Below are 4,704 nucleotides of genomic sequence, written 5' to 3' on the forward strand. Positions count from 1 at the left end.
TCGTCGCCGCAGAGTTGCCGATGCCGCCTGTCCTGTCCTCGGCTCTGGCCGGGTCGGACCTTTGGCCCTGCCCGGCCGACTGGCCTGGTGCTTAGTTTGCGATTAGCAATTAAATCGCTCGCTTGACGAACAGACTCCGGCAGGCCGTGCCGGGCCGCCGCAGGCCCGCCCGGCTACCGCCGGAAGGGAGTCGACCGATGACCTTGCCAGGCCAGCCGCCGTCGGTGGCGGCATCCCGGGCCCCCCGGCTTCGCGCGCCGGGACCCGGCTACAAGTGGATCGCCTTGTCCAACACCACGCTGGGTGTGTTGATGGCCAGCGTCAACGCCTCGATCCTGCTGATCGCGCTGCCGGACATCTTCCGCGGCATCGGGCTCAATCCGCTGCAGCCGGGCAACTCCAGCCTGCTGCTGTGGCTGATCATGGGCTACATGGTCGTCACCGCCGTGCTGGTGGTGAGCTTCGGCCGGCTGGGGGACATGTACGGCCGCGTGCGGATGTACAACCTGGGCTTCGCCGTCTTCACGGTGTTCTCGGTGGCGCTGTCGCTGACCTGGCTGCACGGGACCGCCGGGGCGCTGTGGCTGATCCTCGTGAGGGTGCTGCAGGGCGTCGGCGGGGCGATGCTGATGGCGAACTCCGCCGCGATCCTCACCGACGCGTTCCCGTCCGGCCAGCGCGGACTGGCGCTCGGCCTGAACCAGGTGGCCGGGATCGCCGGGTCGTTCATCGGCCTGATCCTCGGCGGGCTGCTCGGCCCGGTGGAATGGCACCTGGTATTCCTGGTGTCGGTCCCGTTCGGGCTGTTCGGCACCGTCTGGGCCTACCTGAAGCTGAGGGAACTCGGCGAGCGGCGGCCCGTCAACCTCGACTGGTGGGGGAACATCACGTTCGGGGTGGGCCTGGTCGCGCTGCTGACCGGCATCACCTACGGCATCGAGCCGTACGGCCGGCACACCATGGGCTGGGCCAACCCGTGGGTGATCGCGGCGATGGCCGGCGGCGTGGCCTTGCTCGCCGCGTTCTGCTTCATCGAGACGCGGGTGCGGCACCCGATGTTCCGGATGGAGCTGTTCCGGATCCGGGCATTCACCGCGGGCAACCTGGCCGGCCTGCTGTCCGGGCTCGGCCGCGGCGGCCTGATGTTCATCCTGATCATCTGGCTGCAGGGCATCTACCTGCCCAGGCACGGATACGCCTTCAGCCAGACCCCGCTGTGGGCGGGCATCTACATGCTGCCGCTCACCGCCGGGTTCCTGCTCGCCGGACCGGTGTCCGGCTGGCTGTCGGATCACTTCGGCGCGCGGCCGTTCGCCACCGGCGGCATGGTGGTCGCGGCGGGCTCGTTCTGGCTGCTTGAGATCCTCCCGGTCAACTTCGCCTACTGGCAATTCGCGCTCATCCTGCTGGTGAACGGGATCGGCATGGGGCTGTTCGCCTCGCCGAACCGGGCCGCCATCATGAACAGCCTGCCGCCCGAGCGGCGCGGCGCCGGATCGGGCATGACCGCCACCTTCCAGAACTCGTCCATGGTGCTGTCCATCGGCATTTTCTTCACCCTGATCATCCTGGGGCTTGCCGCGACGCTGCCGTCCGCCCTGCTGCACGGGCTGACCGCGCAGGGACTGCCCACAGCCGACGCGGCCCGGGTCGCCGCCCTGCCGCCGGTTTCTGTGCTGTTCGCCTCCCTGCTCGGCTACAACCCGGTCCGGACGCTGCTCGGCCCGGCCCTCGCCCGCCTGAGCCCGGCCCGCGCCGCCTACCTGACCGGGCGCAGCTTCTTCCCGTCCCTGATCAGCCCCGCGTTCGAGCACGGCCTGTCGGTGGCCTTCGACTTCGCCATCGCGGCCTGCCTGGTCGCCGCCATCGCCTCGCTGCTGCGCGGCGGCAAGTACGTCCATGGCGAGCAGGCAGCCGCCGAGCCAGCCGCGGCCGCCCCTCCCAGGGTGCCGACCTTGGTGCCGGCCTTGGTGTCGGCCTTGGTGCCGGACTGCCCGGCACGGCAGCAGGGCAGCCTCGCCGAACGCATCGACTCCGTGGTGCAGCGGCTCGCGCATTCCAGCCGGGCCCGCTTCGGGCCGGCGGAGGTCACGCCGAGCGGGCTGGCCGCGCTCGCCATCCTGCACGCCGCGGGGCCGCTGCGCATCGGCGAACTCGCGGCGCACGCCGGAGTGACCTTTCCCACCATGTCCCGGATCATCGACCGGATCGTCCGGAGCGGCTGGGCGCAGCGGCGGGGCGACGAAACCGACCACAGGGCCAGCGTCGTCAGCACCACCGGCACGGGCGAGGCGGTCCTGCACGCCGCACGACGCGACCGGACAGCGGGGCTGGCCACTGCACTGGCGTGCCTGGACCCCGCGGAAGCGGCGGCGCTGCTGGCCGCCTTGCCAGCCCTGGAATCACTCGCGGACCAGGTCGACGCGATGCCCCCGGAAGCAGCCAGGGCGGCGTCGGCCTGACCAGGGCCAGACACTGAGCTCATGCCGGCGCCCGCGGAAGCATCGCAACGGGCTGACGGGCAGTTGCGAACCCAGGTGACCTTAGCCGGGTACGAGGCCGAGGTGGTCCCGCAGCGCGCTTCTCCCGGCTTCGGTGACGGTCACGGCGCGGCTGGCACCGGTCCGGGTGATCCATCCAGACCGGAAGGCATGGCCGCAGAGGGCGGCACCTGCGGCGCCCGCCAGGTGGGGGCGGCGCTCGGTCCAGTCAAGGCAGGAGCGGACAGGCGGGCGCCGCGTCGCCGACGGCAGCGCGATGCCGAGTCCGGCCAGCCAGTCGGCCCCGCCGGCAGTGAGCGCGAGCCCATGTTCCCAGTCCAGCAGCCCCCGGTCGGTCATCGCGGTGGTGATCGAAACGCCGAGCGCCCCGGCGAGGTGGTCATAGCAGGTGCGCGCACGCGCGAGGGCCGCTGCGCGGCTAGCGGCCGAAAGCGAACGGGGCGGGACAACGCGGCGCGGCGCCATCGAGGCGAGGTTCTCGACCAGCTCCGCCGCGCCGGCATCAGCCAGGCGCACGTAACGATGCCGGCCCTGCCGCTGCTCCGCCAGCAACCCCCCGGCCACCAGGAGATTCAGGTGACCGGTGGCCGTCGACGCAGCCACCCCGGCGTGGCGCGCCAGCTCAGCGGCGGTCCACGCCCGCCCGTCCAGCAGCGCCAGGCAGAAGCTGGCGCGGGTGTTGTCGGCCAGCAGGCCGGCCAGCGCGGCCAGGTCCGGGTCTTCGGGGTACGGACGACGATGCTCCATCACCCTCCATCGTCACCCGTAAACGCTTCGGCAGCCACCGAAGCGTCCCCGGCATGCACCATGCGCGGTGCATTAGGCTTGGGCGGACCGCTTCCCGCGCGCGAAGAGAAGGCACATCGTGTCTGGTGACCGGGCAGACGGCGGACCCGCCTTTGATGCCAAGGACGGGCAGGACGGGACTCCCCTGCTCGACACCAGCGTCGCCCACCCAGCTCGCGTCTATGACTACTGGCTCGGCGGCAAGGACAACTTCGCGGCCGACCGGAGTGCGGCCGAGGCCATCATCGCGGTCAGGCCGGCCATCGTGCGCGACATCAGGGCCAACCGTGACTTCATGCGCCGCGCGGTGGCGTACCTGGCCGCCGCGCGCGTACGGCAGTTCCTCGACGTGGGCAGCGGCATTCCCACCAAGCCGAACCTGCATGAGGTGGCGCAGGACATCGCCCCGGACGCACGGCCCGTCTACGCCGACAACGACCCGGTCGTGCTGTCGCACTCCCGCCCGCTGCTGGCCAGCACCCCCGAGGGCGCGACCTCCTACATCCAGGCTGACCTGCGCGACCCGGGCATGATCCGCGACGAGGCGGCGCGGACGCTCGACTTCGCCCAGCCGACCGCCGTCATCCTGGTTTCGGTCCTGCAGCTCATCAGCGACGAGCAGGATCCGTACGGGATCGTCGCGCAGTTCATGACCAGCGTCGCGCCCGGCAGCTACCTGGTGCTCACCCACCCGGCCAGCGACATCCTCCCCGAACTGGTCGCCGAGAGCGCGCGGCGCTACAACGAGTCGGTCGCCACACCGGTCACCCTGCGCACCTTCGGCCAGGTCAGCAGATTCTTCGACGGCCTCGAGCTGGTCGAGCCCGGCATCGTCCAGTGCCACAGATGGCACCCCAGGCCGGGCGTCTCTGCCGGCGAATACGAGGTGGCGGGCTGGGGCGCAGTCGGCCGCAAGCCATGAGGAGGGTCACCGGCTGAGGTCCCGCTGCCCGTGCGGCCCGCACCCCCGTTCCTCCTTTTCATTCGCCCGAACGGGCCGTGGCGTCTCCTCACACTGCCCGTCCGCACCCGGGTCAGGCGCCGCGTGGTCGCCGCCGCTTGGTCGAGGCCGTTTCATCGAGTCTGTAAGAAAGGGGGCCCGCGGGACATTACCGGCTGAACGGTGTCAGGCGAAGCGATCGCCATGCGGAGGAGCTGGACCTTTGGATGATCTTGACGCGGTCGAGCGGTTCACCGGTCTGTATGACCGCTACCGGAACCGCGTCTACGCCTACGCGGTGAGCCGGGCCGGCCGCCAGTTGGCCGACGAGGTGGTCAGCGAGGTGTTCCTGGTTGCCTGGCGGAGGCTGGCGGAGTTGCCAGCTGATCCGCTGCCCTGGCTGCTGGTGACGGCACGGAACGTCATCGGGAGCGAGTTCCGCGCGGCAGCGCGGCAGGAATCCCTGGCGGCGGAGCT

General features: G+C 71.0%; 4 protein-coding genes. 3 read left to right on the plus strand and 1 reads right to left on the minus strand.

Annotated features, from left to right (window positions below; genetic code table 11):
- Positions 1–197: 197 nt before the first annotated feature.
- Positions 198–2,462, plus strand: a complete 2,265-nt coding sequence (locus tag Q1N79_RS00105; RefSeq protein WP_300602521.1) for an MFS transporter — start codon at positions 198–200, stop codon at positions 2,460–2,462.
- 81 nt (positions 2,463–2,543) lie between these two features.
- Here the strand turns inward: Q1N79_RS00105 and Q1N79_RS00110 are convergent, their stop codons facing one another.
- Positions 2,544–3,248, minus strand: coding sequence for a winged helix-turn-helix domain-containing protein (locus Q1N79_RS00110; protein WP_300602524.1), 705 nt, complete (start codon positions 3,246–3,248; stop codon positions 2,544–2,546).
- 118 nt (positions 3,249–3,366) lie between these two features.
- Between Q1N79_RS00110 and Q1N79_RS00115 the strand changes: the two genes are divergently transcribed.
- Together Q1N79_RS00115 and Q1N79_RS00120 are read left to right on the plus strand one after the other, a co-directional pair.
- Positions 3,367–4,209, plus strand: a complete 843-nt coding sequence (locus Q1N79_RS00115; protein WP_300602527.1) for an SAM-dependent methyltransferase — start codon at positions 3,367–3,369, stop codon at positions 4,207–4,209.
- Between the two features lie 241 nt (positions 4,210–4,450).
- Positions 4,451–4,704 (plus strand): sigma factor (locus tag Q1N79_RS00120; protein WP_300602530.1); only part of this gene is annotated, 254 nt, incomplete at its 3' end.

Source organism: Trebonia sp., assembly GCF_030042015.1.
Classification (GTDB): domain Bacteria; phylum Actinomycetota; class Actinomycetes; order Streptosporangiales; family Streptosporangiaceae; genus Trebonia.